The 25,707-nt window shown below is 68.1% G+C and carries 30 protein-coding genes; 19 read left to right on the top strand and 11 right to left on the bottom strand.

The annotated features are described in order from the left end of the window. Nucleotides 1–35: 35 nt before the first annotated feature. Nucleotides 36–602 (bottom strand): hypothetical protein, encoded by a 567-nt coding sequence (locus AC25YV_RS05850; RefSeq protein ID WP_488122904.1) that lies wholly within the window; start codon nt 600–602, stop codon nt 36–38. A 185-nt stretch (nt 603–787) separates the two neighbouring features. On the opposite strand from AC25YV_RS05850, the gene AC25YV_RS05855 reads away from it, so the two are divergent. Next, nucleotides 788–1,072, top strand: a complete 285-nt coding sequence (locus tag AC25YV_RS05855) for a hypothetical protein (RefSeq protein WP_488122905.1) — start codon at nt 788–790, stop codon at nt 1,070–1,072. Between the two features lie 84 nt (nt 1,073–1,156). On the opposite strand, the gene AC25YV_RS05860 is transcribed toward AC25YV_RS05855, so the two are convergent. Then, on the bottom strand, nt 1,157–2,869 hold the full coding sequence (locus tag AC25YV_RS05860) for a DUF5979 domain-containing protein (RefSeq protein ID WP_488122906.1): 1,713 nt from the start codon (nt 2,867–2,869) through the stop codon (nt 1,157–1,159). 378 nt (nt 2,870–3,247) lie between these two features. Here AC25YV_RS05860 and AC25YV_RS05865 point away from each other — a divergent pair, with 378 nt between their 5' ends. Together AC25YV_RS05865 and AC25YV_RS05870 are read left to right on the top strand one after the other, a co-directional pair. Then, nucleotides 3,248–3,775 carry a MerR family transcriptional regulator gene (locus AC25YV_RS05865; protein WP_488122907.1) on the top strand — a complete coding sequence of 176 codons (528 nt, stop codon included), beginning with the start codon at nt 3,248–3,250 and terminating at the stop codon, nt 3,773–3,775. Nucleotides 3,776–3,996: 221 nt separating this feature from the next. Continuing rightward, nucleotides 3,997–4,500, top strand: coding sequence for a hypothetical protein (locus tag AC25YV_RS05870; protein ID WP_488122908.1), 504 nt, complete (start codon nt 3,997–3,999; stop codon nt 4,498–4,500). 450 nt (nt 4,501–4,950) lie between these two features. On the opposite strand, the gene AC25YV_RS05875 is transcribed toward AC25YV_RS05870, so the two are convergent. After that, on the bottom strand, nt 4,951–5,118 hold the full coding sequence (locus AC25YV_RS05875) for a hypothetical protein (protein ID WP_488122909.1): 168 nt from the start codon (nt 5,116–5,118) through the stop codon (nt 4,951–4,953). 190 nt (nt 5,119–5,308) lie between these two features. Between AC25YV_RS05875 and AC25YV_RS05880 the strand changes: the two genes are divergently transcribed. After that, a complete protein-coding gene (locus AC25YV_RS05880; protein ID WP_488122910.1) occupies nt 5,309–5,773 on the top strand; it encodes a hypothetical protein in 465 nt (154 codons plus the stop codon). Between the two features lie 234 nt (nt 5,774–6,007). Then, nucleotides 6,008–7,006 carry a diacylglycerol/lipid kinase family protein gene (locus tag AC25YV_RS05885; RefSeq protein WP_488122911.1) on the top strand — a complete coding sequence of 333 codons (999 nt, stop codon included), beginning with the start codon at nt 6,008–6,010 and terminating at the stop codon, nt 7,004–7,006. Nucleotides 7,007–7,188: 182 nt separating this feature from the next. Here AC25YV_RS05885 and AC25YV_RS05890 read toward each other — a convergent pair whose 3' ends face one another. Further along, nucleotides 7,189–7,989, bottom strand: a complete 801-nt coding sequence (locus tag AC25YV_RS05890) for an SDR family NAD(P)-dependent oxidoreductase (RefSeq protein ID WP_488122912.1) — start codon at nt 7,987–7,989, stop codon at nt 7,189–7,191. Nucleotides 7,990–8,214: 225 nt separating this feature from the next. Here AC25YV_RS05890 and AC25YV_RS05895 point away from each other — a divergent pair, with 225 nt between their 5' ends. Next, complete coding sequence (locus AC25YV_RS05895; protein ID WP_488122913.1) at nt 8,215–9,201, top strand: aldo/keto reductase; 987 nt, start codon at nt 8,215–8,217, stop codon at nt 9,199–9,201. A gap of 42 nt (nt 9,202–9,243) precedes the next feature. Here the strand turns inward: AC25YV_RS05895 and AC25YV_RS05900 are convergent, their stop codons facing one another. Further along, nucleotides 9,244–9,891 carry a dihydrofolate reductase family protein gene (locus AC25YV_RS05900; RefSeq protein WP_488122914.1) on the bottom strand — a complete coding sequence of 216 codons (648 nt, stop codon included), beginning with the start codon at nt 9,889–9,891 and terminating at the stop codon, nt 9,244–9,246. Nucleotides 9,892–10,131: 240 nt separating this feature from the next. Here AC25YV_RS05900 and AC25YV_RS05905 point away from each other — a divergent pair, with 240 nt between their 5' ends. Continuing rightward, the gene (locus AC25YV_RS05905; protein ID WP_488122915.1) at nt 10,132–10,515 is read left to right on the top strand and encodes a ribosomal maturation YjgA family protein; all 384 of its coding nucleotides are present in this window, start codon (nt 10,132–10,134) and stop codon (nt 10,513–10,515) included. Between the two features lie 26 nt (nt 10,516–10,541). Here AC25YV_RS05905 and AC25YV_RS05910 read toward each other — a convergent pair whose 3' ends face one another. Then, complete coding sequence (locus tag AC25YV_RS05910) at nt 10,542–11,198, bottom strand: hypothetical protein (protein ID WP_488122916.1); 657 nt, start codon at nt 11,196–11,198, stop codon at nt 10,542–10,544. A gap of 232 nt (nt 11,199–11,430) precedes the next feature. Between AC25YV_RS05910 and AC25YV_RS05915 the strand changes: the two genes are divergently transcribed. The 5 genes from AC25YV_RS05915 (at nt 11,431) to AC25YV_RS05935 (ending at nt 14,346) form a co-directional block, all read left to right on the top strand. Next, the gene (locus AC25YV_RS05915; RefSeq protein WP_488122917.1) at nt 11,431–11,727 is read left to right on the top strand and encodes a DUF1905 domain-containing protein; all 297 of its coding nucleotides are present in this window, start codon (nt 11,431–11,433) and stop codon (nt 11,725–11,727) included. 102 nt (nt 11,728–11,829) lie between these two features. Next, nucleotides 11,830–12,336: a prepilin peptidase gene (locus AC25YV_RS05920; RefSeq protein WP_488122918.1), complete on the top strand. Its 507-nt coding sequence runs from the start codon at nt 11,830–11,832 to the stop codon at nt 12,334–12,336. Nucleotides 12,337–12,366: 30 nt separating this feature from the next. Further along, nucleotides 12,367–13,467 carry a YhjD/YihY/BrkB family envelope integrity protein gene (locus tag AC25YV_RS05925; protein WP_488122919.1) on the top strand — a complete coding sequence of 367 codons (1,101 nt, stop codon included), beginning with the start codon at nt 12,367–12,369 and terminating at the stop codon, nt 13,465–13,467. Nucleotides 13,468–13,490: 23 nt separating this feature from the next. Continuing rightward, entirely contained in the window at nt 13,491–13,718 is a 228-nt protein-coding gene (locus tag AC25YV_RS05930; protein WP_488122920.1) for a response regulator, read from the top strand. After that, nucleotides 13,702–14,346, top strand: a complete 645-nt coding sequence (locus AC25YV_RS05935) for a CYTH domain-containing protein (protein WP_488122921.1) — start codon at nt 13,702–13,704, stop codon at nt 14,344–14,346. The genes AC25YV_RS05930 and AC25YV_RS05935 overlap by 17 nt, the downstream gene beginning before the upstream one ends. 48 nt (nt 14,347–14,394) lie before the next feature. On the opposite strand, the gene lpdA is transcribed toward AC25YV_RS05935, so the two are convergent. Genes lpdA through AC25YV_RS05950 form a run of 3 tightly spaced genes read right to left on the bottom strand, consistent with a single transcriptional unit; the run spans nt 14,395 to nt 16,781 of the window. Beyond that, complete coding sequence (lpdA, locus tag AC25YV_RS05940; protein WP_488122922.1) at nt 14,395–15,792, bottom strand: dihydrolipoyl dehydrogenase; 1,398 nt, start codon at nt 15,790–15,792, stop codon at nt 14,395–14,397. Between the two features lie 10 nt (nt 15,793–15,802). Beyond that, nucleotides 15,803–16,468 (bottom strand): copper resistance CopC family protein, encoded by a 666-nt coding sequence (locus tag AC25YV_RS05945; protein WP_488123420.1) that lies wholly within the window; start codon nt 16,466–16,468, stop codon nt 15,803–15,805. Between the two features lie 46 nt (nt 16,469–16,514). Then, complete coding sequence (locus AC25YV_RS05950) at nt 16,515–16,781, bottom strand: hypothetical protein (protein ID WP_488123444.1); 267 nt, start codon at nt 16,779–16,781, stop codon at nt 16,515–16,517. On the opposite strand from AC25YV_RS05950, the gene AC25YV_RS05955 reads away from it, so the two are divergent. Further along, on the top strand, nt 16,693–16,959 hold the full coding sequence (locus AC25YV_RS05955; protein ID WP_488123421.1) for a four-helix bundle copper-binding protein: 267 nt from the start codon (nt 16,693–16,695) through the stop codon (nt 16,957–16,959). The two genes, AC25YV_RS05950 and AC25YV_RS05955, sit on opposite strands and share 89 nt — an antisense overlap. Here AC25YV_RS05955 and AC25YV_RS05960 read toward each other — a convergent pair whose 3' ends face one another. Beyond that, complete coding sequence (locus AC25YV_RS05960) at nt 16,960–17,250, bottom strand: hypothetical protein (RefSeq protein WP_488122923.1); 291 nt, start codon at nt 17,248–17,250, stop codon at nt 16,960–16,962. It abuts the gene before it with no gap. A 228-nt stretch (nt 17,251–17,478) separates the two neighbouring features. Between AC25YV_RS05960 and AC25YV_RS05965 the strand changes: the two genes are divergently transcribed. The 3 genes from AC25YV_RS05965 (at nt 17,479) to AC25YV_RS05975 (ending at nt 19,281) form a co-directional block, all read left to right on the top strand. Then, nucleotides 17,479–17,964, top strand: a complete 486-nt coding sequence (locus AC25YV_RS05965) for an FHA domain-containing protein (RefSeq protein WP_488122924.1) — start codon at nt 17,479–17,481, stop codon at nt 17,962–17,964. Next, complete coding sequence (ftsR, locus tag AC25YV_RS05970) at nt 17,964–18,647, top strand: transcriptional regulator FtsR (RefSeq protein WP_488122925.1); 684 nt, start codon at nt 17,964–17,966, stop codon at nt 18,645–18,647. Before AC25YV_RS05965 ends, ftsR begins: the two co-directional genes overlap by 1 nt. A gap of 88 nt (nt 18,648–18,735) precedes the next feature. Then, nucleotides 18,736–19,281, top strand: coding sequence for a MerR family transcriptional regulator (locus AC25YV_RS05975; protein WP_488122926.1), 546 nt, complete (start codon nt 18,736–18,738; stop codon nt 19,279–19,281). A gap of 79 nt (nt 19,282–19,360) precedes the next feature. Here the strand turns inward: AC25YV_RS05975 and AC25YV_RS05980 are convergent, their stop codons facing one another. Beyond that, nucleotides 19,361–20,161 (bottom strand): ParA family protein, encoded by an 801-nt coding sequence (locus AC25YV_RS05980; protein WP_488122927.1) that lies wholly within the window; start codon nt 20,159–20,161, stop codon nt 19,361–19,363. 73 nt (nt 20,162–20,234) lie between these two features. Between AC25YV_RS05980 and AC25YV_RS05985 the strand changes: the two genes are divergently transcribed. Genes AC25YV_RS05985 through AC25YV_RS05995 form a run of 3 tightly spaced genes read left to right on the top strand, consistent with a single transcriptional unit; the run spans nt 20,235 to nt 25,622 of the window. Beyond that, on the top strand, nt 20,235–23,642 hold the full coding sequence (locus AC25YV_RS05985; RefSeq protein WP_488122928.1) for a pyruvate carboxylase: 3,408 nt from the start codon (nt 20,235–20,237) through the stop codon (nt 23,640–23,642). Nucleotides 23,643–23,689: 47 nt separating this feature from the next. Beyond that, nucleotides 23,690–25,129, top strand: coding sequence for a MinD/ParA family ATP-binding protein (locus AC25YV_RS05990; RefSeq protein WP_488122929.1), 1,440 nt, complete (start codon nt 23,690–23,692; stop codon nt 25,127–25,129). A gap of 1 nt (nt 25,130) precedes the next feature. Continuing rightward, complete coding sequence (locus tag AC25YV_RS05995; RefSeq protein WP_488122930.1) at nt 25,131–25,622, top strand: peptide deformylase; 492 nt, start codon at nt 25,131–25,133, stop codon at nt 25,620–25,622. Nucleotides 25,623–25,707 lie beyond the last annotated feature (85 nt).

Here is a 25,707-nt window from a genome sequence, read left to right on the forward strand (position 1 = left end):
CGGCTTGCCCGATGTAGATCGGGTGAGTGCTTGACTCATCGAGCAACGTCTCGACCAGTCCCGGGAGCCCTGAACCGGTTCGAAGACGGATGACATGAACATGTGAAGGCGTCGGGGACGATTGCGTCGACCTCGCGCGCCGACTGGAACGCGCGCTCATCAAGCAGCGTCATTCCTCCTCGGTGCCCGCCTGCTTCGACGTATCGGTATCGCCTCGACGCAGCCTCGCGACGACGTTGTTCGTGGCCTTGCCGGCTGCATTCGGCAGCTGAACTGCGCGCACCGAGCTTTGCTGCGTTTTGGATGCCAGCCACCCCGGTATCACGTACGGTGTCTCGCGCTTCGGCGGCAGCGACGGTCCACCGCTTCTTCTCGAGGTTCACGCGGCTGTCAGTGATGCCGAGAGTCTCGTGGAAGACCATCACATCGGCGCCTACCTCGTTGCTGGAACGCGCCACCTCTGCCGGCTTGAGCGGATGGAAGAGGACCTTGTTGTTCGCCGTTACGGCGGCAGCGACCATCCGTGCAAGCAGCTGCTCGGTACTCTTCGCGATCAGGTCGCGCCGCTTAGCTAGTGCAGCAATGGACGCCCGGACGGCCACTCACTGGATGTTCGGAGTGGGCGGGCAGCGAATTCGCGGGCTGCTTGAGCGCGGTGTCGGTGGTCATGGAGGGAGCGCGCGACGCCCTTCGACCTCCTCCGAGGACCGCAGTTCACCCTTCTCGCCGTCGGGGTTCGTGCCGCCGAGGCCGCCCGAGTCGTCCCGTGGCGAAGGACGGTGCAACGGTGAACGTCGTCGAACTCGACTCCGAGCGCAACGACGACTTCTTTCGTTTCTGCGGAGTGGAGGAAGGCTCGGTCGTCTTCGTCCGCCCGGACGGGTACATCGCCGCGATCGCCGCCGACGTCGGCGCGGTCTCCTCCTGGCGGAGCCTTCCGTTCTTGCCCTTCTGCCAGCTCGAGGGCGGACAGTTAAGAGTCGCGCGGCTGATGGGCGCCCCTGCGCTACAGGAAAATCGAGCGTGCTCCACAGGAAACACGGGAACGGCAGTCGGCTCCTATCCGCACTAGGAGTAGTTGTGCCAACAGCCGACTGTTCGGGTCGGAAACACGAAGGGCTCCTGCGAGACGCAGGAGCCCTTCGTGTTTTGCGCGTCAGCCCCGCGTGGAACGTGCGGTCCTGCGGCGTGAGACGGCGCCCATCACCAGCAGCAGCGCGCCAGCCGCGATTCCGCCGCCGGCGACCCACAGCAGAGGCATCAGGCTCTCCGAACCCGTGGGGGGCAGCATCGTCGCGAAGGCCGCGCGCTGCATCACGGTGTTGGTCAGCTCGACCGTCGCGGCGGCGCCCGGCTGGATCGTGGCGTTCACCGTGCCGCTGGAGATGACGCGTACGGCGCTCGTCTCGCCGGAGACCGGCTCTGTGACGGTGCACTCGGTGCCCGCGGGCAGATCCGCGAAAGTCTCGGTGTAGGTTCCCGCTGCCGCTCCCGCCGGGATGATCACGGTGTCGGTGAGCGCCGTTCCGCAGTCCACGGAGAGGGTGATCTGACCCTGCCGGCCGGCCTGCGCGCCGGTGAGGACCTTGCTGACGCTCAGCGAGCCGGGACGGACGGTCACGGTGTTGGTGATGATCGCCGTCGCCCCCGTCTGCGTTATCGGAACGCTCTGCGGCGCGTCGGTGGTCACGGCCACGGCCGTGGTCTCTCCCGTCGCTGGTTCGTTGATCAGGCACGTCGCCCCGACGGCGATGCCCTCGAATGTCGACGTCTGGGTGGTGGTGACTCCCGCCGGGATGTCCGCTACCCGTGCCACGCCGTCACCGCAATCGACGGTCAGCTGACTTGCCCCTTGTCGGCCCACTCCGGCCCCCGCAAATGCCTTGTTGACGGTGAGGCTGGCCGCCGCGAAGAACTCGACAGGCGCTTGGGTGGTCGCCTCCAACGTGGCGGTTTCGGCAAGGACGAGTTTCTGCAAGTCATCAACGCCGGGTGCCAGGCCGTCGTAGAGGTACACCCGCCCGCGCTGGACGGTCACGACCGCTCGAGCGCTCAGCAGCGTCTCGTCCACAGCGTCCGTTCCGCTGCCCACCCACACCTGGGTCCCCGTGGTGGTCGTGTAGGGGTTGGGGAGAGGGGCGGTGGCCGCCGCGTCAGCGAACATCGTGTACCCGTCGGGCACGGAGAGGGTCACGCTGGGGGCGTCCGTTGTCACGGTTAACGGGCCGGCCGCCGACCCCGCCGGCGCGGCGGCAGCGGACGGGGTGATGGATACCGCCGGGGGAGGCGGCTCCGTCACCGGGCCGTTGAGCTGCGCGGCCGCGATGACTCCTGCCGTCGCTGCCCGTAGCGGTGAGGCTGCGTCCAGGATGAAGCCGTCCGTGAAGTACCAGATGGCCGATTGCACGGCGGCGGCCTGCTCGCCTTCGGAGGCCAGACCCGCCGGCTCAGCGGGGAACGAGGGGTAGAAGTTGTTGAGAATGTAGGCGACGTACCCGAGGTTCTGAACGTTCGATTGGTCCCACGAACCGTTCTGGTAACCGCCGCCGACCAGGGTCCCGGTGCGGACGTCGATGCAGTACATCTCGGCGGTCAGCGTGCGATCTGTCACGCTCACGGTGTTGATCAGCGCGGTGAAGCCGCCGCCCAGGGTGTACCCCGCAGGGGGTGCCGCGGGGTAGGGCGCCAACGGATCCTGCGGCGTCGGGGTGGCCGGATACCCACCCGTCAACCTTGCTCCGACTCCGAGACCGGTCACCTCGACATCGGTGTTCGGTCCGTCCGGCGATTCGATGATGGGCGTCTCGGCGGTAAGCCTCGCTTGAGCGGGCTCCCCGAGCGGGAGGAAGGCGAAGGCGAGAGCGGCCATCGCGGCGGTCGCCCAGAGGACGGGCGCCGGCAGACGTCTGCCTGTATTCCTGGATCTCAGGCGGGGGCGCGAGTTGGTCACGGGGAGGCCTTTCGTCCGCGGTTCGCTTCAGGCAACCAGGGTGGCTCGGGCCGAGCGCCCGCGCGGACGCCGGGGTGGCAACGAGGCCGCCGAGCGGCTCGGAGCGGCGTGCAGGTTCATGGCGTCTCCTGAGTAGCTCGTCCCCACTGAATCATCCGTGCCGAACGCCGGGATAGGGCAGAAGGTCCCTCGCCGCCCGGTGGCCGACCCCCGATCCGCGGAAAGTCACCACCGAAGTGACGGAGTCCCTCTAGGCTCGGCCCGGACGGTATGCGCGGCACCCGTCCAGTGAGTCGTATGCGCAAGCTCCAGGAGACGCAGCCGCTCTGGCACGCCCTGATCTGGGCACTCGCGAACTCTGACCCCACCACCCAGAGTGACGAGTTTCAGTTCGACCTGGTAGATCCGGCTGACATCGACGACGCTGCTCCGCCGGAGCGCGCGCCCCTGGTGCTCGACGCTGACTCTTCTCAGCGTGCTGCCGTGCCGGCGGCCATCGCCGGTCACAGCTTTACGCAATCAATGGCGGGCCGCGATTCCGTATGGAGAGGGCACGCGGGGCTGTTGCGCCCCGAAATGGTCGGTTCTGGACTCGCCAGACGTTACTCCTGGCAAGCCATCATCGACGCGCGCATCGTGGCTGCCCTCCGGGCCGGCGGCCACCGCATTCCAACGATCGCCGCCGTTCTCGAACGAGTGCGCGACTACTCAGGCCCGGGCGGCGCTGACGCGCTGCTGACCGTCCGACTGCAACACCTCGCGGACCGCAGCGTTGCTCTACTAGAGGCGTCCGCGTCAGTACATCGCCTCATCCGCAGGCTGTAGTCCGAAAACCCTCGTTCCCGGCACGGTCCAGACATCGGCCGCGAAACGGCTGCCCCAAACGCTCGACACAATCATCAGTCGGTACGAGTTTCTGGCTCGATCCGGGCGTCTGCCGACGCCCGTCGCCGCCGAGAACAAGCCTGCCGCTCGAGCACTGGGGCGCCAGACGTGCGGTGTGGGTGACGGTGGATACGCTCGGATGGACCTGGGGGGAGGACCCATTGCTTTACTTCGTCAAGCCGTTCGGACAGCTCGCGTGGACAGTGAACGCCGATCAGACCCTGATCGACGTCGCACGCACCCAGGGCAAGGACCTCGGGTTGATGAACGACTGGTGGGAGAACGCAGAGCGTCCGTCGAACGACGATGACGTGCGCGTGGCGCTCCGCTACGGCCTCGCCGCGACCGGCGGCATCGTCGTTGACGACCGTCACGTCGTCACGGTGCAGCTGCTGAGGACCCTGCGTGCCCTCGCAGGAGAAAACAGCGTACGCACGGTGGAGTACAACGCGGCCCCGCAGGTGAAGAGGGTCAACTACTACCTCGAGCAGATGATCCCGGGTTGGAAGGAGCGAGGCCTGACTGACGACGGCGTGGCCGAACCGCTCAAGCACGCGCTTCGCGAGAGCGAGGAAGAGGCCGCCGAGGAACTGGGCGTCGCTGTGCAGCCCGAGCTCCTGCGCCACTGGGAGCGGGTCGGCGGCGTCATCCCGCGGCCGGTCTGACGTGGACCCAACCCTCGCCGCCCTCCTCGCCGCCCTCCTCGGCGCAGCGCTCGGCGCGATTGAAGCGCCCTGGGTTTGGTGGAGGCTCCTGACCTTGGAAACGAGGATGGAGTCATGGTGTCGAATCAGGGATCTGGGAAGCCGACGATGCGTCGGTATTCGGCGGAGGTGAGCCGATTCGCACCCGGAAACGCCACGCTGTGGTTCGAGGACTCGAAAGCGCCGGCGAAGCCGTAAGTGGGCGCGATGCGGTTGCGAGGTCGGTGCTTATGCGCCGACCGACGGCTCTGGCCTCCGATCGTCGATCCAATCATCCCCATTCCGCCAGCGGATGGCTCGCGGCCCGTCTGGGTTTGGGTCGCGGACGGTGGAGGAGAACACAGGGTGGATGTGCCGTTGCGTGCAGCCTGGGGTTCGTGCGATGGGGTGTGGATCGGGCGCGACGGCTGTTCAGACACCCTTGCTGCGGCGGTCGGCCGTGCGCCGAACGAAGAAGAAGACGAGCGTGCCCACGAAGAGGATCACCCCGATGATTCCCAGCCAGAGCAAGCCCTTCAGGGCGAACCCGACTACCGCCAGGATCGCCCACACCACCAGGAGGATCACGATGACCGTCATCATCACAAGCTACTCCCGCCGTCGGCGCACGGCTAGGAGGTGACGTGGTCGGTGGTACCAGCGCTCGCCTTCGCAGCCTGGATGCGCTCGCACAGGAGCGGTCCGTCAGCTGCGCCCACCGGTGAGACCGCTGATGCGTCGTCGGGTCGAACCTGTGAGGCGTACATCTGGGAGGCGTAGCGTCGGGAGTATGGACACGAACATGCGCGCGAGCGATGCATATTCCGCGACGCTGGGTCTGGGATCGGTGCTGGTGGCATCGTTGCCGGCTGCGCTGATGACTGCGGCAGCGCCTGACCGGTACACGGTGGAAGCCGTGTTCACCCGCCGTCCTGAGAAGCACGAAGTGGTGGAGATTCAGGGCACCCGGACACGTGATGCTCTCGTCGGTGCTGGGTATCCGACGGTCGAGTTGGCGGTCGCCGACCGACGCCTCGTGATCGCCGACACGAATCTGAATGAGTTGCGCGACGGGCTCGCCGCCGTCATCGCCGACCGACTTGCCACGATCAGCAGGGAGATCAATGAGAGGCAGGACGCTGCCACGGTCCGGTCCGAAGAAGCGGCCATGCGTGAGCACACACGTGCCGCAGCTGTCACCGCTCTCGCGGAATCGATCACATTCGAGAGTTCACGGAGCGCAGCGCGTCCTTGACCCGGCACGCCGACGGGCGCCCAGTCCTCCGGCAACGAGGACAGCGAGCAGATCGCCGGTCGGAGCAGCGAAGGCGGGCACGGGCGTTACGCGCGAACGTGACGGAGGACCGCGGTGGTGCGACCACTCCGCGGCACGGACGACAGCAGCGGGCCCTCAGCCGGTCCGCTCGACGATGGGTTCGCGGTGACCGCGGCGGAGTCGGTAGCCGTCACACACCGACATGCTGCCGTGGTGTACAACCCCGTCCACTCCCGACTTGACCCGATTCGCAGGGCAGTCGCTGATCAGGAACGGGCCAGCCGGTGGGGTCACACACGCTGGTACGAGACGAGCAGCGCAGATTCCGGACGGTCGGCCGCAACCCAGGCTCTGGGAGAGCAACCTGCGGTGGTCATCGTGGTCGGCGGCGATGGCACGGTCCGAACCGTCGCGGAAGTGATGCACGGAAGCGGTATCCCCGTCGCGCTGCTCCCCACCGGCACCGGCAACCTTCTCGCGCGCGAACTCCGTACGCCCCTCAACGACGTCGCCGCGTGCATCGCGGTCGCCTTCACTGGCGATGATCGCGGGATCGATGTGGGGACAGCCGAGATGGAGGACGAGACCGGAACACGCAGCACGCACGTGTTCGTGGTCATGGCGGGCATCGGACTGGATGCGGATATGGCCCAGCACACCAGCGCGATCGCGAAGAAGCATCTCGGATGGTTCGCGTACGTCAGCCCGATCGCGAGATCGATCATCAGGAACCGACTCTTCCATCTCCACTACCGGATCGACGACGAACGCGTCAGTTCCACCCGCGCCCACACCGTCATCGTCGGTAATTGCGGAACACTGACGGGGAATCTGCTCCTGCTGCCCGCCGCAGTCATCGACGACGGGCTTTTGGACGTCGTGATGATGCGCCCGGAGGGCCCATTCGGGTGGGCGCGGATCGGGACACGGCTGACCCTCCAGGGCATCGCCCGTCACTCCCGGATGACCGGAAACATGATCCGGCGCACTCGAGACCTTCGCTCGCTCGCCTATGTCCAGGGTCGGCGGTTCGAAGCACACTTCGACACGCCGCACGCCATCGAGCTCGACGGGGACAGCTTCGGACGTGTCACACGCGTCAGAATAGGCCTGCACCCCACCGCACTGCTCGTACGTGTCGCGCCGTCAAGCATTCCGCCGTCAGTCCCCCATGGCGCCCGGGAGCTCCCGGCCGAGCCTGGGACCATGTAGATGGCGGCGCCCGTTCTACCGCGTGACCCGCAGATGAGGACGGCTCCCGGTCGCGACGACCCCTTCGGGATCAGCGACGTCGATCGTTCGCCAGACAGGACTGCCGCATGGCCGGGACCGGAACGGGCGCGTCCGATCGTTCTTGGGTGAACGTTGTGCTTGCGGTGGCTGCGGCCGGGCCTTCAGCCGAGCAGGGACCCCATCTGCTTCGCGATCGTTCGAGCCGCGAGCCGCGGGTTGAGGCGGGCGAGCTTGTCCATCGCGGCGGCGTCCTGCCCGATGGTCTTTCGGAAGCTGCCCTTGCGGATGGCATCCACGATGGCTTCCCCTGCATCGGCCGCAGAGGTCATCTTGAATGCGGGCGCATCGGTCGACGAGCCGTCGGCCATGGCGACTCCAGAGTTGCTCGCGATGTCGGTTGCAATCGCTCCGGGGAAGATCGACGTCACCGTGACGTTCGTGTCGAGCAGTTCGGCGTAGAGAGCCTCGGTGAGAAGTCGCACCGCAGCTTTCGACGCGCCGTAGACCGCTTGGCCGGGAACGGGTGCGTAGGCACCCATGCTCGCCACGTTCACGATGCTGGCCTCGGGGCGTTCGACCAGGATCGCCAGGAAGGCCTTCACCATGTTCATGGTGCCCCAGAAGTTGACGTTCATGACCTTTTCGATCTCTTCGAACGGAAGGTCGATGACTTTGACGAACTTCTGGATGACTCCCGCGACGTTGACCAGACCGTCGACCTGCCCGTGTGCGGCGAGCACCGCGTCCGGCAGCGCCAAGACCTCGTCCCGGTCGGTGATGTTGACGACGTGACTCGAGAATCTGGGGCCGGCGTCTGCGAGCGCGGCAGTAGCGCTCAGGCCCGACTCACTCAGGTCCACGCCTGCCACCGATGCGCCGCCGGCGAGCAGAATGCGGGTGACTTCGCGGCCGATTCCGTTGCCCGCGCCCGTGACGACGAAGACCTTTCCAGTGATGTTCATGCGCTCTCCGTGTCGGTGTCGATGTGGGCGGGGGCTGGCTGTGCCCCGTGTGCGCCCGCGCGTCTCCCGTCGAACTCGCAGTCTGCGAGCGAGAGTCCGCTGATGTAGAGCTATTGGAGCACACGCTCATGGGAGTTCGTCCTGCGGCGTAGAAGGGCGTTTACCGACAGGGGGTACGCAGCCGCGACGCAGTGCCATGCTGGAAGCCGCGACGAGAGGAACAACATGCAGCAGCGCGCGTTGGGCGGAACCGGCCGTCAGGTATCTGCGATCGGTCTGGGAACGTGGCAGTTGGGCGCCGATTGGGGCGACGTCTCGCGAGGCGAGGCGCGGGACGTGCTCGCGGCAGCCGCCGACGCCGGGGTGACGCTGTTCGACACAGCCGATGTGTATGGCGACGGCCGCAGCGAGTCGATCATCGGCGAGTTCCTGGCCGAGCGACCCGGTCACGCGATCACGGTGGCCACCAAGATGGGGCGCCGGGTCGCTCAGGAGCCCGAGAACTACACGCGCGAGAACTTCCGCGCCTGGGCTGATCGCTCGCGCCGCAATCTCGGCGTCGACACGCTCGATCTGGTGCAGCTGCATTGCCCACCGACGGCAGTGATCGAGGATGACGCGACCTTCGACGGCCTCGACGACCTGGTCGAAGACGGCGTCATCGCGGCGTACGGAGTCTCGGTCGAGACGTGCGCGCAGGCGCTTGCGGCGATCGCGCGCCCGAACGTCACCAACGTGCAGATCATCCTGAACCCCTTCCGTCTCAAGCCGCTCGACGAGGTGCTTCCGGCCGCTGCGTCGGCCGGTGTCGCTGTGTTCGCCCGCGTGCCGCTGGCATCGGGCCTGCTGTCCGGGCGGTACACGCGCGAGACGACCTTCGCCCCTGATGACCACCGCACCTACAACAGGAACGGTGAGGCGTTCGACCGCGGCGAGACGTTCTCAGGCGTGGACTTCGAGACCGGTCTTGCCGCCGTGCGCGAGCTGACCGCCGCGGTCCCCGAGGGCGCGACCCTGCCGGCCACGACGCTCGCGTGGATCGCCGGGCTTGAGGGCGTCACCAGCGTCATCCCGGGTGCCCGCAACGTCGGCCAGGCACAGGCGAACGCGGGCGCGGCCGATCTGCTGAGCGCGGACCTGACCGAATTCGACCACGCTGTCCACGACGTCTACGACCGAATGCTGCGCGCCTCCATCCACCCGCTGTGGTGACTCTGAACGGCCAAGCCGACGCTTAAGAGTCCTGCTCGTGCCCTACCGGGTGAAGGTGACGTGGATCGTGCCGCTTTCCGCAACCTCTGTCGTCACCGTGTGAGTGAGCTCGAGGCCGCGAAGACCTTCCCACACCCGGTGGCCGCGGTCCAGCACGATCGGAGCGATGGCGACGTGCAGATCATCGACGAGCCCGGAGCGAACGAACGCTTGGGCGGTGCGCAGACCGCCGCCGATGCGCACGTCGAGGTCGCCGGCTGCCGCTGTCGCCTCGGCGAGCACGTCCTCGATCGCGCCGGTGCGGAACTCGAAGACGGTGCCGCCGGCCATCGTGATCGGGGCACGCGGGGCGGTGTGGGTGAGCACATAGACGGGGTAGCCGAACGGTGGCTCATCACCCCACCAGCCCTTCCAATCCGGGTCGTCGGGGTACGTGTGCAACCCGAACATCGCCGCTCCCATGATCTCGGCGCCCACTCCGGCGTAGTACCTCGCCGCGTAGTCGTCGTCGACTCCGGCCGTGCCGGCGCCGCCGGCATCGCCGAACACTGTGCGCTGGAAGGTGCGCGTCGCCGTGTAGGCGGCGGTGAGCGGCCCCCAATCCTCGCCCATCGGGTTGTCCGATGCCGCGTCGGGTGCAGAGGTGTATCCGTCGAGCGATGAGAACAAGCTGACGCGGACGCGGGTCATGAGCGCTCTCCTCCGGTGTGGCGGACCAGGCGGACGCCGAGCCGGTCCGCCTGCTGCTCCCGCCGAGGTTCGTTGCCAGAAAAGTCAGGCACGAGCCTGAGCATTGCGATGTTCTTCGCCACCGTCAACGGTGTATCGCGCAGGGGAGGGAACCCATCGAGGCGGCATGCTAGAACGCATGCCCTTCACATGCACCGAGTGCCACCATGCGCACGACACCGTGACCCCGCTCGTGATCGCGTGAGGCACCGCCGAATCGCCGGTGCCGTGGCGCTCGCCGCGGTCGTCGCGACGGGACTCGCGGTGCACCTTCTACTGCCCGACGTGCCCGCGACCGACATCGCCGGTGATGCGCTGTACGCCGTGGCTGTCTTCGCGTTCGTCGTGATCCTCGCTCCACGGTGGTCTTCGCTTGCGACGGGTGGTGTCGCGGTGGCCTGGTGCGTCGGGGTGGAACTGTTCCAGCTGACGGGCATTCCGCTCGCGCTCGGGGCGGGATTTCCGCCGGTGATGCTCGTGCTCGGCACGGTCTTCGATGCCCGCGACCTCGTGGTCTACGCCACGGCGGTCGTCGTGGCCGTCGCGCTCGACGTCGTCGTGCGGCGCGCACAAGCGCGCGCGTGAGCTGTCGCCCGCGAGATGCCGCCGTGTCAGCGGCCGGCGAGGACGGCGCGCTGCTGCTCGGTCTCGTCGAGCCTGTCTCGTAGCTCGGCGGTGAGCGCGCACAGTCGCTCGTTGCACGCGTCGATCTCGTGCGCGAGCAGGTCGTGGTCGGCGCTCGCGAGTGACTGCTCGGCTTGCAGCGCGGCATCGCGCACCGCGTCGAGAGCGAGCGCGATGTCGGCGACGTGCAAGAGGATCGTCTCGTTGTCACCGCTCGAGGCAAGAAACGGTGCCCAGCGGCTCAGGATGTCGGCGAGACGTGTCCGCTCGTCGACGACAGCTTCGCGCACACGGCGCATCTCGTCGGCGTAGTCGGTCGACGCGGGCGACGTGCGCAGCTCGGGCAGCGACCGCGTCACAACGTGCCCGCGGGAGATCTCGCTGTGCTCGTCGGCGAGGGCGTGCAGGAACTCCGTGAAGGCGAGCCGGTTGATGGGCGCCCAGCGCCGCGCGGTCGATCGCGCGACGACGCGGTCGAGGACGAGCACCGTGAGCAGGAAGGTCACGAGCCCCGCGGCGAGCCCCGACAGCACGACGAGGTCCTGCCAGAGCCCCGATGAGATGTCGAGCCAGACGATGATCGCGACGACGGCGAGACCCGCTGCCAGCGCGACGGCGTCCCGAACCTGTCGACTGCCCTTCACTGCCCGCTCCTTCGCTCGGTGCGCCGGTCGCCCGGCGTATATCCGGCCACCATAGCCCGAACCTCACGCCCGAGAGACGGCGTGCCGAGACGACGGCCTGACCCCGCAGGGTCGGTTGTTCGCTGCGGTGTCACGTGGGGGTCGGGGTTGTGCACAGGGGGTGCCGGACGGCGGCTCGGCGGTGGCATGCTGGGGCGCGGTGTGAGGGGCCCCGAACGAAGAGGAGACAGCAGTGATCGTCGATTTCGACGGCGAGGTCTTCCGCTGGGAGACCCGCCAGCAGGACTGGCACTTCGCTGCGCTGCCCGAAGTGCTCAGTGCCGACATTCGCGAGTTGCCCCGTCCGCCCCGCGGGTTCGGGTCGGTTCGTGTCGAAGCGCGGATCGGCGGCTCGCAATGGCGCACATCGATCTTTCCCGACGCGGAGCGCAACGCATACGTCCTCCCGCTCAAGAAGGCGGTGCGCGATGCCGAAGGCATCGTCGACGGGGGGACGATTCTTGTGCGCCTGCACATCCTCGATGTCTGAGGTTCGTTCGGACTTGACGCGACATGAGAAACCTCTCATGATCATGGGTGGGGGAGGCGGGGCCGCTCTGGGATTGCGTGCATCCCGTCACGGGATGCACGTGTGTCTGCGGTGAACCTCACGCTCAGCGTCGCACTGGCTCTGTTCGCGGCGCTGAGCGTTTCCCTCAGCGTGATCGACATCCGCCGGCACCGCCTGCCGAACGTGCTCGTGCTGCCGGCGTATCCGCTCGGGATCGGGCTTCTCTCGCTCGCCTGCCTGCTGGGCGCCGAGGGGCACCGCCTGCGCACATCGCTGCTCGCGATGGTCACGATGTTCGTCTTCTACCTCGTGCTGCGGCTGATCAGCCCGCGCGGCATGGGCGGCGGTGACGTCAAGCTCGCGGGAGTCATCGGGCTCGTGCTCGGGTGGATCGGATGGGATGCAGTCGCCTTCGGTGCGCTCGCCGCATTCCTGCTCGGCGGGCTGTTCGGCACAGCGCTGCTCGTGACGCGGCGAGGGGATCGGCGCACGCGAATCTCGTTCGGCCCGTTCATGCTCGCGGGCGCGTGGCTCGGCATCCTCGCCGGCCCTGCCCTGAGCGCCGGGCTCCTGTCAACGGGGGCCTGAGCCAGCCGACCCCGCGGATACCCTGACGACATGGATACCGCTTCCGCGCCTCGCCCCGGCCTCATCGCGCGCGTCACGGCCTGGGCGCTCTCGCGTCGGGCGGTGCGCGCGTTACTGCACTACAGCGAGCACCGTGGACCGATGCTCGCTGACAGTGTGACCTACCGCACCCTCTTCAGCGTCTTCGCGGGCGTGCTGCTGGGCTTTTCGATCGCTGCCCTGTGGCTCGCGGGAAATCCCGCCGCATGGGAGGCGCTCATCGAGGCGGTCGACGCTGCGATCCCCGGACTCATCGGCTCGATCGTCGACCCCAACGACATCCAAGCGCCGGCGGGGCTGACGACCGCCGGCATTCTTTCGCTCGTGGGACTCGTCGTCGCCGCGATCGGTGCGATCGGGTCGCTTCGTGTGGCTCTGCGCAACCTCGCCGACATCGTCAACGAAGACGTGCTGTTCATCTGGGTCATCCTGCGCAACCTGGCTCTCGCGATCGGCATCGGCGCGGCGCTCGCCGCCGCGGCCGGCGCCATGTTCCTGGCCGACATCGGCATCGGCCTCGTGACGGGCTGGGTCGGACTGACCGAGAACGACCCGGTCGCGGTCTTCATCGCCCGCGCCGGCAGTATCCTGATCGTGTTCCTCTTGGATGCCACGGTGGTCGCCGTGCTTTTCCGCGTGCTATCGGGTGTGCGCGCGAGTCGACGTGTGCTGTTCACGGGTGCCGCCCTCGGCGGCGCGGCGCTGACGGTGCTTCAGCAACTGTCGTCGTGGTTCGTCGGAGGCACGTCGTCGAATCCCCTGCTGGCGACGTTCGCAGCGCTCATCGCCCTGCTGCTGTGGCTCAATCTCTCGACGCAGGCGATCCTGATCGCGAGCTCGTACATGATCGTGGCGACGCGCGAAGAGACCGACCGCGTGCGTCAGCGTCATGGCGCGCCGTCGCTGACTCTGAGGCGCGTCCAGCGTGCCGAGGACGCCGTGCAGGTCGCGACCGATGAACTGCGCAGCGCGCGCGAGGCCGTCGAGAAGGAGCGCGCGGATGCAGAGAAGAAGCAGCGCGAAGAAGAAGCGAAGAAGACGCGCGAAGAGGCCGCGAAACACGGCGGCACGCGGACATCCGCCGGGTCCTGATGAGGCAGGAGTAGTCTCGGGGAATGGCACTTGCGCGACTGCACGGCGGCCCGCTCGACGGGCAGATCCTTCCCCTCGAGGAAGGCACCACCGACACCTATATCGCCCCCTACGGTGAGGGACAGCTCGTCTATCACCGCGACGGTGACGAAATCAACACGGGCGATGACGACGGTCCCACCGAGGTCCGCTTCGTCTACGTCGAGGCGACCGAGGACATCAACCCGAACCCCGATGGTCGGGACGACTGACCCCGACCAGCCGATCCGCTCCGTCGAGATCGAGCTGACGTTCGACGTCGACGATCGGGCGCCGCTGCCCGAGTGGGACGACCTGCCGAGCATCGCCCGCGTCGCCGAAGCGCCGCGGCGCGACCTGGATGCCCGGTATTTCGACACCGCCGGCCTCGATCTCGCCCGCGCCGGTTTCGCCGTGCGGCGGCGCACGGGCGGTCCGGATGCCGGGTGGCACCTGAAGGGCCCTCGTGAAGGGCTTGCTCGGGTCGAGCTCGGCTGGCCGCTGGGCGCCGAAGCGGACGCCGACGTCGTGCCCGACGTCGTGCGTGCCGCCGTCGCCCACGTGACCGACGAGCCGTTTCAGCTCATCGCGCGCATCCTCAACACCCGCACGCCGTACCTGCTGCTCGACGATGACGGAGGCGTCGTCGCCGAGTTCGTCGACGACCGGGTCGTCGCGACCGACGAGCGCTCGGGCACCGTTCGCCGTTGGCGCGAGTGGGAGATCGAGCTCGGGCCCGCCGCACCCACCGACGCCGACGCGCGGGCGGCGTTGTTCGCCGCCGCCGGTTCAGCCGTCAGCACCGTCGGCGGCCAGCCCGCGGAATCCGCGTCGAAGCTCGCACGCGCACTCGGGCAGTGATCTGACTCGAAGGGGTCGATGCCGCTGGGCAGCATCGACCCCTTCGCATCACATGTTGATCATGTGGCCGGCGAGGCCGTGGAAGGCCTCCTGCACGGCTTCGGACAGCGTCGGGTGCGTGTGCACGTTGCGCGCCGCCTCGAGGGCCGTCAGGTCCCACTTCTGTGCGAGCGTCAGCTCGGGAAGAAGCTCGGACACGTCGGGGCCGATCATGTGGCCGCCGAGCAGCTCGAGGTGCTCGGCGTCGGCGATGAGCTTGACGAAGCCGACGGGCTCGCCGAGGCCGTTCGCCTTGCCGTTGGCCGAGAACGGGAACTTCGCCACCTTGATCTCGTGGCCGGCGGCCCGGGCCTGATCTTCGGTCAGTCCGAACGACGCGACCTGCGGCGAGCAGAACGTCGCGCGCGGCATCATGCGGTAGTCGCCGAGCGTCATCGTCTCGGCTTTGCCGATGGTCTCGGCTGCCACGACGGCCTGAGCCTCGGCGACGTGCGCGAGCTGCAGCTTGGCGGTGACGTCGCCGATCGCATAGATGTGGGGGACCGAGGTGCGCATGTGGTCGTCGATGTCGATCGCGCCGCGCTCCGTGAGCTTGACGCCGGTGTTCTCGAGCCCGAAGCCCTCGACTCTCGCCGCGAAGCCGATCGACATGAGCACCTTGTCGGCCTCGATCGAGCCCTGCGAGCCGTCCTTGCCGGTGTAGGTGACGGTGACCTTGTCGCCCGAGTCGACGACCGTCTCGACCTTCGTCGAGGTGAGGATGTCGACGCCGAGCTTCTTGTACTGGCGCGCGATCTCCTTCGAGACGTCGGCGTCTTCGTTGGGCAGTGCACGGTCGAGGAACTCGATGATCGTGACCTTGACGCCATAGTTCGAGAGGACGAACGCGAACTCCATGCCGATCGCGCCGGCGCCGACGACGACCATCGACGACGGCAGCTCGCGCGTGAGGATCTGCTCTTCGTAGGTCACGACGTTGTCGCTCAGAGTGACGCCGGGAAGCAGGCGCACGGTCGACCCGGTCGCGATGATCGCGTTGTCGAACGTGACCTCTTCGGTCGAGCCGTCGGACTTCGTGACCGTGATCGCCTTCGGACCGGTGAACGATCCGCGGCCCTCGTACTCGGTCACCTTGTTCTTCTTCATCAAGAAGTGGATGCCCTTGACGTGGGTGTCAGCGACCTTGCGACTGCGATCCCACGCGGTGCCGAAATCGAAGTGCACGTCGCCCGAGATGCCGAAGAGTTCGGCCTTGTGGGTGAAGGTGTGCGCGAGGTCGGCGTTGCGCAGCAGTGCCTTGGAGGGGATGCAGCCCACGTTGAGGCAGACACCGCCCCAGTACTTCTCTTCGATGATCGCGACCGAGAGGCCGAGCTGAGCGCTGCGCACGGCCGCGACGTAGCCGCCGGGGCCCGCGCCGAGGATGACGACGTCGTAGTGAGGCATGTGTTCCAGCCTAACGCTCGGAGCGATCCGGGGAGTCGGCCTGGGCTGCCTGAGCGGCCTTGGCACGACGGGATCGCGAGACGACGAGGTAGATGATCCCGGCCGCCACAGCCAGGAGCACGATGACGCCGGCGATGATCCACGGGGTCGTGTCGGCGGCATCCGAGGGCGTGTCGGCGGCGGGCGTCTCTGACGTCGTCGGCTCGGGCGTGGCGACCGGCGTCGTCGGCTCGGTGGTGGGGCTGGGGGAGGAGGTCTCGGTCTGCACGGGCGCCGGCTCCGGCGCGGGCGCCGCCACGGTGAACGCGTACTCGCCCGAAATGGGGTGACCGTCGCTCGAGACGACCTTCCACAGCACGGTGACCGCGCCCTCGGCTTGAGCGACGAGCGGCACCGTGAGGGTGTTGTCGGTGGCTACCGGGTCTCCAGCGAGCTGGGTGCCTGCGGCGTCCGTCACCTGCACTTCGGTCGCCCCGGCGTCGGCCGAGATCGCTCCGCTGAAGGTGAGGGTCAGCTGCTCGGGGGACTGGTCGACGGTCGCACCGGCGGCGGGATCCGATCCGATGAGCCGATCGTGCGCCGACGCGGGCGAGGCGATGAGAGCGGATGCCGCGACCAGCAGCACGGCGAAGAGGGCGAGGAGACCGCGGGAGACGCGGTGGGAAACCTGTGTCATCACGCGTCGAGCCTAGCCAACCCCTTACTGGCCGGGCGCTGGCGGCCTAGCATGACGGCCAGGGGACCGCCCCGGCCCCGCCGACGAGGAGGCCCCCGATGGACGCCATGATGATGGATGCCATGTCGAACGACATGATGACGATGCCCGGCATGGACACGATGGACATGTCGCTCATGCAGGCGTGCATGGACGCCTGCGCCGCATGCGAGCAGGCGTGCACCGTGTGCGCGACCCAGCTGATGTCGTGTGCCACGACGTGCATGAACTGCGCCGATATGTGCAACACGATGATGCGCTCGATGCTGCGCATGCAGGGGATGAACGCCACCGCGATGATGGCGATGCTCGACGCGTGCATCGAGATGTGCCGCATGTGCATGGACGAGTGCGCGTCGCACGCCGAGTCCAGCGAGGTCTGTCGGATGTGCGCGCAAGCCTGTCAGGCATGCATGGACGCGTGCATGTCGCTGAAGGCCGCGATGGCCTGATCAGCCCCGCAGCACGTTGAACTGCCGGCGTCCGACCGCGAGGACGTCATAGCGCGCGTGCACGGCGACGGGAGTCCCGGTTGCGACGGCATCCGCCGCACCGGCGCCGTTCCACAGTTCTATGATCTCGCCGGTGAGAGTCCGGACGACGAGCGTGCCGCTCGCGGCATCCGTCTGCTCGACGATCGCGTCCGTCCACTCCGTCGGCGTCGCGGATGCGAGGCGCGCCTGGATCAGATGCAGCGCGTGACCGCGGGCGAACGAAGAGCAGGCGCCATCGAACGCGCACATGCACGTCGCAGCCTCGCGCGCCGGGGCGGACGATGTGCGAAAGTGCGGGCTCGACACGGGAGTCTCCTGTCAGTAGGTTCGTTCAGCCACGCTAAGCCGCCCTCGCCGTCACCACATCCCGCGTGGAACACGGCGAAACACTTCGTCGGATTCCCTTCGGCGAATCGGCGGATCCACCTGTTTCGCACAGGGAGCGATCGGATAGGCTTGCGCAGAAGGAGGAGCACCGTGGACAACCGTCGACCCGAACCAGACGACATTCGTCGTGGCGCGGGTGCTGAGCGCGCGAACGACACGACGCAGACCTTCGGTCACGATTCCGACCTCTCGTTCGTGCCTTTCGGCAGTGATCTGTCCAGCGCCGAGCTCGAGGCGATCGACGCGCTCCCCTCGGGTGCCGCGCTCTTCCTCGTGCGCTCCGGTCCCACTGCCGGGGCTCGCTACCTGCTCGACACCGACGTGACCACCGTGGGGCGTCACCCCGAGGCCGACATCTTCTTCGACGACGTCACGGTGTCCCGCCGGCACGCCGAGATCACGCGCAGCGGTACGTCGTTCGAGCTCATCGACCAGCGCTCGCTCAACGGCACCTACGTCAATGGCGAGCGGGCCGACCGTGCGACGCTGCGCAACGGAGCAGAAGTCCGGATCGGCAAGTTCCGGTTGAACTTCTTCGTCTCGCCCGCCGACCTGGCTCAGGCGGCGGACGACTGATGGCGTCTCCTGCCCCCCGCGAACGGTCTACGTCCGCGGGTCTGCTGAGTATCGGTCAGGTGCTCGCCCGGCTCACTCCTGAGTTCCCCGGACTGTCCGCCAGCAAGCTGCGCTTTCTCGAAGTGCAAGGCATCATCACGCCCACGCGCACTGAATCCGGGTACCGCAAGTTTTCGCCGTCCGACGTCGAGCGGTTGCGCCTGGCGCTGACGCTCCAGCGTGATCACTTCATGCCGCACAGCGTCATCCGCGACTACCTCGCCGACCTCGACGCGGGCCGCGAGCCCGTGCAGCCGGCGTCCGTCCCCTCGATCGTGCCGGCGCCGCGGCGGTTCCGGCGTGAAGAGCTGCTCGCGGCGGCCGGTGCCGCCCCGCAGCTGCTCAACGACGCGATCAGCACGGGTGTCATCACGGGGTCGGAATACACCGATCAGACCGTCGCGCTGCTGCGCGCCCTCGTCGCTCTGGACCGCCACGGCATCGAGCCGCGTCACGTGCGTGCCTTGCGGCAGAGTTCGGAGCGCGACGTCGCGCTCGTCGAGTCTGCCTTGTCTCCGCTGCTGCGGCGTACGGATGCCGGGTCGCGCGGCCGCGCGGCGGAAGTCGCTCCCGAACTCGCCAAGCGCCTCGAAGACGTCCGCGCGATCTTCGTGCGGACAGCCCTCGAGCGCCTGCTCGGATGAACTCGGGCGCGACACGCCAGAGCGGATGTCGTTGCTCGGGGGGTCGTGCTGATCTAGCGTGGAGGAGTCCGATGGGGAGGATCAGCGTATGACCGCTCGAGAAACGGCAGGCGAGCCGCGGTTCGCCGCCGATCTCCTCTTCACTGACGGACTTCCGCAGATGGACGACGAGGTCGGTTACCGAGGAGCCGTCGCCGCTCGCGCGGCCGGCATCACGTACCGTCAGCTCGACTACTGGGCGCGTACCGAGCTGGTCGTACCGACCGTGCGCGGCGCATCCGGATCCGGATCGCAACGCCTGTACGGGTTCCGCGACATCCTGGTGCTCAAGCTCGTCAAGCGTCTTCTGGACACCGGCATCTCGCTGCAGCAGATTCGCACGGCTGTCGACCAGTTGCGCGCCGCCGGCATCCGCGACCTCGCCGGGACCACGCTCATGAGCGATGGGGCATCGGTCTACCTGTGCACGTCGAACGATGAGGTCATCGACCTCGTCAGCCGTGGGCAGGGCGTCTTCGGCATCGCCGTGGGCAAGGTGCTGCGCGAAGTCGAGTCGACCCTCGTCGAGTTCGACCCGCAGGTGCCCGACGTGCAAGACGAGCTCGCCGCTCGTCGCGCCGCTCGCACAGCCTGAGCAACGTCGCCTGAGCGCCGGCTGCCTGAGCGGCCGCTGAAGCGCCTCGCCGACGCCTGACGAAGGGTCGTCCGCGCCTTTACGCGCTCGGGGTGGGGATACGCCCTGTCCGCATGATGCGGTCAAGCAGAGCGTCGAAATCGGCGGCGAGCTCCTGAGCGGAGTCTCCCGGCCAGATGTGGAGCGGCTTCGCCGCACCCTGCGCCTGCTGCAGTGACGTGCGCTCGGGCAGCTGCGGCGAGAGCACGAGCGGACCGAACATGTCGCGCAGCTCCTTGATCCGAAACTGGTGCTCGATCGACTGCGGGCGCACGCGGTTCACGACGATGCCCAGCGGCTGCAGACGGGGTGAGAGACCCCGACGGATCTCCTCGATGGCGCGAAGCGCGCGGTCGGCGGCGGCAACCGAGAAGAGACCGGGCTCGGTCACGACGATGACCCGGTCGCTGGCGGCCCATGCCGTACGCGTGAGCGCGTTGAGCGAGGGAGCGCAGTCGATGAGCACGAGGTCGTAGTCGGGCTCGATCGTGGCGAGGGCCTCTTCGAGCTTCCACACGTCGCGGACGCTCGGATGCGGACCGTCGAAGTTGATCGCGGACGGGCTGCCGATCATGACGTCGATCGTGCCGGGATGCACCTTGGCCCACCCGCTCGATGTGATCGCCTGACGGACGACCTTCTCTTTGGGGTTGGCCAGGACATCGGCGACGTTGAGCCGCCCGGCGACCTGGATGTCCATGCCCGTCGAGACATCGGACTGAGGGTCGAGATCGACCACGAGAGTGCGCACTCCCCGGGCGAAGGCTGCCGAGGCGAGACCTAGCGTCACGGTCGTCTTACCGACGCCGCCCTTGAGGGAGCTCACCGAGAGTACGTGCACAAGCGACTACGTTACCGTCCCCTAGGCTGAGAACACACTTGGCCCATCGTCGTGGCCGCTCTGCGAGGTGCACATGTTCCGAAAGATTCTGGTCGCCAACCGCGGTGAAATCGCCATCCGGGCGTTCCGCGCGGCTTACGAGCTGGGGGCGCGCACCGTCGCGGTGTTCCCCTACGAAGACCGTGGTTCACTCCATCGCCAAAAGGCGGACGAGTCCTACGTCATCGGCGAACAGGGTCATCCCGTCCGGGCATACCTCGACGTCGAGGAGATCATCCGCGTCGCGCTCGAGTCCGGGGCGGATGCGATCTACCCGGGATACGGATTCCTCTCCGAGAACCCCGAGCTCGCCGCCCGCGCAGCTGAGAACGGCATCACGTTCATCGGGCCTCCGGCGAAAGCGCTCGAGATGGCCGGCAACAAGGTCACGGCCAAGGAGCACGCGATCGCCGCCGGCGTGCCGGTTCTGAGGTCCACTCCGGCGTCAGACGACGTCGACGAACTCGTCGCTCAGGCGCATGAGATCGGCTTCCCCATCTTCGTCAAGGCCGTCGCCGGCGGCGGAGGGCGCGGCATGCGCCGCGTCGAGACGGCAGGCGACCTGCCCCCGGCCATCGCCGAGGCGATGCGCGAAGCCGCCGCCGCGTTCGGTGACGCCCGCGTGTTCCTGGAGCAGGCTGTCGTGCGCCCCCGCCACATCGAGGTGCAGATCCTCGCGGATGCCGCGGGGCACACGGTGCACCTGTTCGAGCGCGACTGCTCGGTGCAGCGTCGTCACCAGAAGGTGATCGAGATCGCTCCCGCGCCGAATCTCGACGAGGAACTGCGTCAGCGCATCCACCGCGACGCCGTAGCGTTCGCCGAGTCGATCGGCTACGTCAATGCGGGCACCGTCGAGTTCCTCGTCGACACGGCCGGAGAGCGCGCCGGTCAGCACGTCTTCATCGAGATGAACCCGCGCATCCAGGTCGAGCACACCGTGACCGAAGAGGTCACGGACGTCGACCTCGTGCAGTCGCAGATCCGCATCGCCGCGGGCGAGACCCTCGAAGACCTCGGGCTGCAGCAGAGCAACATCGTGCTGCGGGGAGCGGCGCTGCAGTGCCGCATCACGACCGAGGACCCGTCGCAGGGGTTCCGGCCTGACACCGGACGCATCACGACCTACCGGTCGCCCGGTGGCGCCGGCATCCGTCTGGACGGCGGCACGACGGCGGCGGGATCACAGATCAGCCCGCACTTCGACTCGATGCTCGCCAAGCTCACCTGCCGCGGCCGCGACTTTCCCGCCGCCGTCGCCCGTGCGCGGCGCGCGCTGGCGGAGTTCCGCATCCGCGGTGTTTCGACGAACATTCCGTTCCTGCGCGCCGTCCTCGACGACGACGCCTTCGTGCAGGGCGACCTCAGCACGGCATTCATCGATGAGCGCCCGGGGCTGCTCACGAGCCACCCGTCGCGCGACCGCGCGACGAAGCTGATCAATTGGCTCGCCGACGTCACGGTCAACCGCCCGTACGGCGAGAAGCCCGTTTCGGTGTCGCCCGGCAGCAAGCTTCCCGAGATCGACCTCGCCGCCCCGGCGCCGGCCGGCACCCTCGAGCGTCTGCGCGACCTCGGACCCTCCGGGTTCGCCCGTGCGCTGCGCGAGCAGGCGCCTCTCGCCGTCACCGAGACCACCTACCGGGACGCGCACCAATCGCTTCTCGCCACACGAGTGCGCACGCGCGACCTCGTGCGCGTCGGCCCCCATGTCGCCCGGATGACACCGGAGCTGCTTTCGGTCGAAGCGTGGGGTGGGGCAACCTATGACGTCGCGCTGCGCTTCCTCGCGGAGGACCCGTGGGAGCGGCTCGCTGCGGTACGCGAGGCGATCCCCAACATTCCGATCCAGATGCTGCTGCGCGGACGCAACACGGTCGGCTACACGCCGCGACCGGTCGAGGTGACCGACGCGTTCGTCCGCGAGGCCGCGGCGACAGGCGTCGACATCTTCCGCATCTTCGACGCCCTCAACGACGTCGACCAGATGCGGCCGGCGATCGAGGCGGTTCTTGAGACGGGAACCGCGCTCGCCGAGGTCGCGGTCTGCTACACCGGCGACCTGCTCGACCCCGCCGAGCGGCTGTACACGCTCGACTACTACATGCGCCTCGCTGAGCAGATCGTCGAATCCGGTGCCCACGTGCTCGCGATCAAGGACATGGCGGGTCTGCTGCGGCCCGCCGCAGCGGCCAAGCTCGTCACGGCGCTGCGCGACCGATTCGACCTGCCCGTGCACCTGCACACGCACGACACGGCGGGCGGCCAGCTCGCGACACTCCTCGCCGCGAGTGCCGCCGGCGTCGACGCCGTCGACGCCGCCGCCGCTCCGCTGTCGGGAACGACGAGCCAGCCGTCGCTGTCGGCGCTGGTCGCAGCTCTCGCGCACACCGACCGCGACACCGGCATCGATCTGCAGGCGGTCAGCGACCTCGAGCCCTACTGGGAGGGTGTGCGCCAGCTGTACCGGCCGTTCGAGTCCGGCTTGCCCGCCCCGACGGGCCGGGTGTACCACCACGAGATCCCGGGCGGTCAGCTGTCGAACCTGCGTCAGCAGGCGATCGCGCTGGGCCTGGCCGACGACTTCGAGCTGATCGAGGACATGTACGCCGCCGCCGACCGCATCCTCGGCCGGATCCCCAAGGTGACGCCCTCATCAAAGGTCGTCGGCGATCTCGCGCTCGCGCTCGTGGCGGCCAAGGCCGACCCAGCCGACTTCGCCGAGAACCCGCAGAACTACGACATCCCCGACTCGGTCGTCGGCTTCATGGCGGGCGAACTCGGGGATCTGCCCGGCGGATGGCCGGAGCCCTTCCGCACGAAGGTTCTCGCGGGTCGCGAGGTGTCGATCGAGATCCCGCCCCTCACCGACGAAGAGCGCGACGGTCTCGCGGGCGATGCCCCGACCCGTCAGCGCACCCTCAACCGGCTGCTCTTCCCCGCTCCTGCGAAGGAGTTCGAGAAGAACCGCGAGACCTACGGGGATCTGTCCGCTCTCGGGACGCCGGACTACCTCTACGGCCTCAAGCCCGGTGAGGAGCATGTCGCCGAGATCGATCCCGGCGTGCAGCTGCACGTCGGTCTCGAAGCGATCGGCGAACCCGATGACAAGGGCATCCGCACCGTCATGACGACGCTCAACGGTCAGCTTCGACCCGTCTACGTGCGCGACCGCAGCATCACCATCCAGACCCGCCAGGTCGAGAAGGCAGACACGAGCAAGCCCGGCCAGGTGGCCGCGCCGTTCGCCGGGGTCGTGACCGTCAAGGCGGAGATCGGCGCCACCGTGAAAGCGGGCCAGGCGCTCGCGTCGATCGAGGCGATGAAGATGGAAGCCGCGATCACGGCCCCCGTCGACGGAGTCATCGAACGGATCGCGATCGGGGCCACGCAGCAGGTCGAAGCGGGCGACCTTTTGGTCGTCATCCGCCCGTCGCAGTAGCCTGGAGGGCCGCATACGCTCGAAACCCGCTTCTGGAGACACCCGCAGTGACGTCTGATCGCCTCGAACAGCCCGACGAAGATGCCCTGAACGGCGTCCTCTCTGACACGGGCAGCCTCGGTACCGCCTCGATCGGGATCCTCGGTGGCGCGACGGCCCAGGTGGATCTGTCGTTCGCCCTGGCCTCCGAAGATGACGACGAGGATGACGACGTCATCGGCGACGAGGTGCCCATCGACCTCGGCTATGTCTCCCTCGAGACGGCCGAGGCTGAAATGGTCGACGCCGTTGATCCGGTGCCCGTGGCCTCCGTGTCCGAAGACATCGCCGACGCCGAAGAGGTGGAGGATGACATGACCGTTCAGCCCGATGAGACACCTGCGCCCGACGCGCACCCCGCAACGTCGTCGATCCCGACGACGCGGTGGGAAGCACAGCATCCCGATTCGCCTCGCCCCGATCGTGGTCACCTCGACCGGGTTCCGGCGCGTGCCGACGTCGCGCTGACGTCGAAGCGCATCGGCGAGTTCGAGCCTGATCGCGAGAGCGCCGATCTGCTGACGGCGGACCGTCTGCTCGACCCTCATCACATCGTGCGGCCCGAACCCGAGGGTGCTTGGCGGCACCTCGTCTACTCGCTGTCCGGCCGGCGCATCAACCTCGGCGACGGCAAACGTGCCAAGGCCCGCAAGGAGCTCGACCGCCGAATCGCTGCTCCGCTGACCGGCGGCGCGTACTTCGTTCCCGTCATGTCACGCAAAGGCGGCGTCGGGAAGACGACGGTCACGACACTTCTGGGGATGGCGCTCGCTGACGCGCGCGATGACCGCGTCATCGCCGTCGACGCGAACCCGGACCGGGGTACGCTCGCCGAGCGCATCGGCCGCGTGAGCGGCAAGACGGTTCGCGACCTGGTGCGCTCGCGCGCCGAGGTCCTTGGATACAACGACCTGTCTGGCATCGTCGCCCGCGACGAGACGCGGCTCGACGTCCTCGCCTCCGACAGCGACCCGCGGGTGTCCGAGGCGTTCAGCGACGACGACTACAACGACGTCGCCTCGATCGCCGCGCACTACTACTCGATCGTCCTCACCGACACGGGCACGGGAGTCGTGCACTCCGTCATGGAGGCGACGCTCAGCCGCGCCGACCAGCTCGTCATCGTGACGGGTCTGAGCGTCGACGAGGCGCGCCTTGCATCCGAGACGCTCACCTGGCTCGAGACGAACGGCTATTCCGAGCAGGTGCGCGGCGCGGTCGTGGTGCTCAACAACGCCCGTCCCGGGGTCCCGCTCGTGCGGCCCGACGAGCTCGAGGCGCACTTCCGTTCGCGCGTGCGAGCGGTCGTGCGCATGCCGTACGACCCGCATGTCGCCGCTGGGAGCGCCATCGCATTCCGCGACCTGCAGCCGGCGACGCGGCTGGCCGCGCGCGAGCTCGCCGCCAAGGTGGTCGAGGGTCTCCGTTCGCTCGCTGCGGCCGCCTGACATGGCCGTCCGCCCGATCCGTGTGTTCGGCGACCCCGTGCTGCGGGCGCCGAGTGTCGTCGTCGAGGTCATCGACGACGGCGTCCGTTCCCTCGTGCAGGACCTGCTCGACACCGTCGCCCTGCCTGGCCGCGCCGGCGTCGCGGCGTGCCAGATCGGCGTCGGCATCCGCGCGTTCAGCTACAACATCGACGGCGACATCGGGTACGTGCTCAATCCCGTGCTGGTCGAGGTCGACGGTGACCCCGAGTTGGTCGCCGAGGGCTGCTTGTCGGTGCCGGGCTTGTGGCACGAGGCGCTGCGGCACCCGCGCGCGAAGGTCGTCGGCATCGACCTCGACGGAAACGAGGTCGTGATCGAGGGAGAGGGGCTGCTCGCGCAGGCGCTGCAGCATGAGACCGACCACCTCGACGGCAAGATCTTCCTCGACCGGCTGCCGGCTGAGACCCGCCGTGTCGCGATGCGGCAGATCCGGGAGTCCGACTGGTTCTGATGCGAGTGGGATCAGCGCGCGTTTAGCGTGCGTCGACGCCGTTCGGATCACCAGCGGGTAGCGCCTTCACAACGCCGGCGACCCG

It is taken from the genome of Microbacterium sp. Y832 (genome assembly GCF_057669765.1).

Excerpts from the sequence above, each read along its gene's own strand:
- AC25YV_RS05860 (WP_488122906.1), bottom strand. The coding sequence starts at position 2,869 with ATGGCCGCTCTCGCCTTCGCCTTCCTCCCGCTCGGGGAGCCCGCTCAA.
- AC25YV_RS05865 (WP_488122907.1), top strand. The coding sequence starts at position 3,248 with ATGCGCAAGCTCCAGGAGACGCAGCCGCTCTGGCACGCCCTGATCTGG.
- AC25YV_RS05875 (WP_488122909.1), bottom strand. The coding sequence starts at position 5,118 with ATGACGGTCATCGTGATCCTCCTGGTGGTGTGGGCGATCCTGGCGGTA.
- AC25YV_RS05880 (WP_488122910.1), top strand. The coding sequence starts at position 5,309 with ATGGACACGAACATGCGCGCGAGCGATGCATATTCCGCGACGCTGGGT.
- AC25YV_RS05890 (WP_488122912.1), bottom strand. The coding sequence starts at position 7,989 with ATGAACATCACTGGAAAGGTCTTCGTCGTCACGGGCGCGGGCAACGGA.
- AC25YV_RS05895 (WP_488122913.1), top strand. The coding sequence starts at position 8,215 with ATGCAGCAGCGCGCGTTGGGCGGAACCGGCCGTCAGGTATCTGCGATC.
- AC25YV_RS05900 (WP_488122914.1), bottom strand. The coding sequence starts at position 9,891 with ATGACCCGCGTCCGCGTCAGCTTGTTCTCATCGCTCGACGGATACACC.
- AC25YV_RS05925 (WP_488122919.1), top strand. The coding sequence starts at position 12,367 with ATGGATACCGCTTCCGCGCCTCGCCCCGGCCTCATCGCGCGCGTCACG.
- AC25YV_RS05930 (WP_488122920.1), top strand. The coding sequence starts at position 13,491 with ATGGCACTTGCGCGACTGCACGGCGGCCCGCTCGACGGGCAGATCCTT.
- AC25YV_RS05935 (WP_488122921.1), top strand. The coding sequence starts at position 13,702 with ATGGTCGGGACGACTGACCCCGACCAGCCGATCCGCTCCGTCGAGATC.
- lpdA (WP_488122922.1), bottom strand. The coding sequence starts at position 15,792 with ATGCCTCACTACGACGTCGTCATCCTCGGCGCGGGCCCCGGCGGCTAC.
- AC25YV_RS05945 (WP_488123420.1), bottom strand. The coding sequence starts at position 16,468 with ATGACACAGGTTTCCCACCGCGTCTCCCGCGGTCTCCTCGCCCTCTTC.
- AC25YV_RS05950 (WP_488123444.1), bottom strand. The coding sequence starts at position 16,781 with ATGCGCAGCATCGAGCGCATCATCGTGTTGCACATATCGGCGCAGTTC.
- AC25YV_RS05960 (WP_488122923.1), bottom strand. The coding sequence starts at position 17,250 with ATGTGCGCGTTCGATGGCGCCTGCTCTTCGTTCGCCCGCGGTCACGCG.
- ftsR (WP_488122925.1), top strand. The coding sequence starts at position 17,964 with ATGGCGTCTCCTGCCCCCCGCGAACGGTCTACGTCCGCGGGTCTGCTG.
- AC25YV_RS05975 (WP_488122926.1), top strand. The coding sequence starts at position 18,736 with ATGACCGCTCGAGAAACGGCAGGCGAGCCGCGGTTCGCCGCCGATCTC.
- AC25YV_RS05985 (WP_488122928.1), top strand. The coding sequence starts at position 20,235 with ATGTTCCGAAAGATTCTGGTCGCCAACCGCGGTGAAATCGCCATCCGG.
- AC25YV_RS05995 (WP_488122930.1), top strand. The coding sequence starts at position 25,131 with ATGGCCGTCCGCCCGATCCGTGTGTTCGGCGACCCCGTGCTGCGGGCG.